Raw genomic sequence first — 1,115 nt, 5'->3', positions numbered from 1 at the left:
CCCGGCGTGCTGGTGTTCGGCACCAGCCACATGTCGTCGCCGCTCGTACCCAGGCCAAGGACGTCACTCTTGCCATCACCGTCAAAGTCGACCAGGTGACCGGCCTGCGGGTCGACGACGGGGGTGACGGTGCGCGCCGCGAGGGCGTCGAGCTGCGCCTGGGTGCCGTTGAAGACGTTCAGGGTGACGTTCGTGGTCGGTACGCCAGGGACGTTGCCGACGTCGGCGTACTGCCACATCAGCCAGGAACCCCAGCCCGGGGGAACGGCGGGCGTAGTGTGCGAGGACGTGTAGTCGGCCACCTGGAGGCCGTACGAGCCGAAAGCGGTGGTACTGCCCATGCAGCCGGTCATGAAGCCCTTCGCGGTGTAGATCCACGGCTTGACGCCGAACGCCGCCTGCACCTTGTCCAGGAACAGCTGCGCCTGGGAGACCGTGGTGTACGGCGGGCAGGAGTTGGTGCCGTCGTCGGTCCACTCCAGGTCGAGGATCGGCGGCAGTTCACCGGCCCGGTGCCCGGTGTAGCCGGCCGAGCGGAGCTCGGCGATGAAATAGTCGGCCTGCGCGCCCGCGCTGCCCGAGGTGTAGCCGGTGAGGAAGTGGTACGGGGCGGTGGCGATGCCCTGGGCCAGCGAGGCGGCCAGATCGCTCGCGAAGTAGGAGTTGGTCTTGTTGGTGCCGCGGGTGGCCTTCAGCGTGGCGAAGGTGACGCCCGACTGGCGGATCTGGGACCAGTTCACCGAGGCTCCGCCCGGGTGCTGGTACTCGGTGATGTCGACGCCCTTGACCGGGTACTTGCCGGACGGTGGGCTGGCGGACGAGGCGGCTGCGGGCAGGGCCAGCACCCCCGCGATCCCGATGGCCGCGGCGACGACGGCGAGCCGTGCCTGAATCCTGGACATTGTCTGCTCCAACGTGAACGAAGAGGGCGCTACTGGGCAGTGGGGATGCGGCCGAACGTGCTCCACTGGGCGCCCAGGCTGGCGTACGGGGAGAAGACGGGGCTGCCGCTGGCCGGCTGGTTGCGCCAGGCGAAGAGCTGGTCGTTGCCGTTCAGGCCGAGCAGGTCGGTCTTGCCGTCGGCGTCCCAGTCGGCCACCCAGACATTGGTGACG

At 69.1% G+C, this 1,115-nt stretch carries 2 protein-coding genes; both read right to left on the bottom strand.

Going from position 1 to position 1,115, the window contains the following annotated elements:
* Positions 1 to 902 (bottom strand): glycoside hydrolase family 25 protein (locus ABT061_RS48290; RefSeq protein WP_350930450.1); only part of this gene is annotated, 902 nt, incomplete at its 3' end.
* 29 nt (positions 903 to 931) lie between these two features.
* Positions 932 to 1,115: hypothetical protein (locus tag ABT061_RS48285; protein WP_350930449.1), on the bottom strand; the 184-nt coding region annotated here is incomplete at its 5' end.

Source organism: Streptosporangium sp. NPDC002544 (assembly GCF_040295965.1).
Classification (GTDB): Bacteria; Actinomycetota; Actinomycetes; order Streptosporangiales; family Streptosporangiaceae; genus Streptosporangium.
The sequence above is the reverse complement of the archived record's forward strand: the minus strand, read 5'-3'. Positions and strand labels throughout refer to the sequence as shown.